Genomic DNA, 1,006 nt, shown 5'->3' with positions numbered 1-1,006 from the left:
GACGAGCCCACCGCCAGCCTCGATCCGGCCGCGACCCGCGGCGTCGAGGAGATCGTGCTGATGGCAGCGCAATCCGGCATCAAGATCGTGATGGCCTCGCATGATCTCGGCCAGGTCCGCCGGCTCGCGGGCGAGGTGATGTTCATGGTGCGCGGCAGCTTGCGCGAGCGCTCCGCCGCCGCCGATTTTCTCGACCGTCCATCGACCCCGGAAGCCACCGCGTTCTTGCGCGGCGATCTCGTGATCTGATTTCGACAACAGGAGCACACCATGGCATCTCGCTTTGCGTCATTTGCATCAGCCCTCGTGTTCGGCGTCCTCGCCGGTCTCGTATCGGCCGGCGCGCAGGATCGTTCGATCGTGGTGGCGTCCACCACCTCGACGCAGGATTCCGGGCTGTTCGGTTATCTGTTGCCGCTGTTCAAGGCCAAGGCCAACATCGACGTCAAAGTGATCGCGCAGGGTACCGGCCAGGCGCTCGACACCGCCCGGCGGGGCGATGCCGATGTGGTGTTCGTTCACGCAAAATCGCAGGAGGAGAAATTCGTCGCCGACGGATTTGGCGTCAAGCGGTTCGACGTGATGTACAACGATTTTGTCCTGATCGGGCCGAAGAGCGATCCGGCCGGCGTCAAGGGCAAGGACATCGAGACCGCCCTGAAAGCGATCCAGTCCAAAGCCGCGCCGTTCGTCTCGCGCGGCGACAAGTCCGGCACCCACTCGGCCGAACTGGCGCTGTGGAAAGTGGCCGGCGTCGATATCGCAGCGACAAAAGGCCCGTGGTACCGCGAGATCGGGCAGGGCATGGGTCCCGCGCTCAATACCGCGGGCGCGATGAACGGCTATGTGCTGGCCGACCGTGGCACCTGGATCTCGTTCAAGAACCGCGGCGAACTCGAGATCGTGGTCGAAGGCGACAAGCGGCTGTTCAACCAGTACGGCGTCATGCTGGTCAACCCGGAGAAATTTCCCAGCGTGAAGAAGGAATTCGGCCAGGCCTTTGTCG

The 1,006-nt window shown here is 63.6% G+C and carries 1 protein-coding gene and 1 pseudogene; both read left to right on the top strand.

Annotated features, from left to right (window positions below; genetic code table 11):
- A pseudogene (locus tag Q7U29_RS19495) lies at positions 1 to 249 on the top strand (ABC transporter ATP-binding protein); the annotation flags it as partial.
- 21 nt (positions 250 to 270) lie between these two features.
- A partial coding sequence (locus Q7U29_RS19490) for a substrate-binding domain-containing protein (protein WP_304744041.1) occupies positions 271 to 1,006 on the top strand: 736 nt, incomplete at its 3' end.

Source organism: Bradyrhizobium sp., from assembly GCF_030654605.1.
In the GTDB taxonomy this organism is placed as follows: Bacteria; Pseudomonadota; Alphaproteobacteria; order Rhizobiales; family Xanthobacteraceae; genus Bradyrhizobium.
Note: the sequence above shows the minus strand (reverse complement) of the source record. Positions and strands in the feature narration are given on the sequence as shown.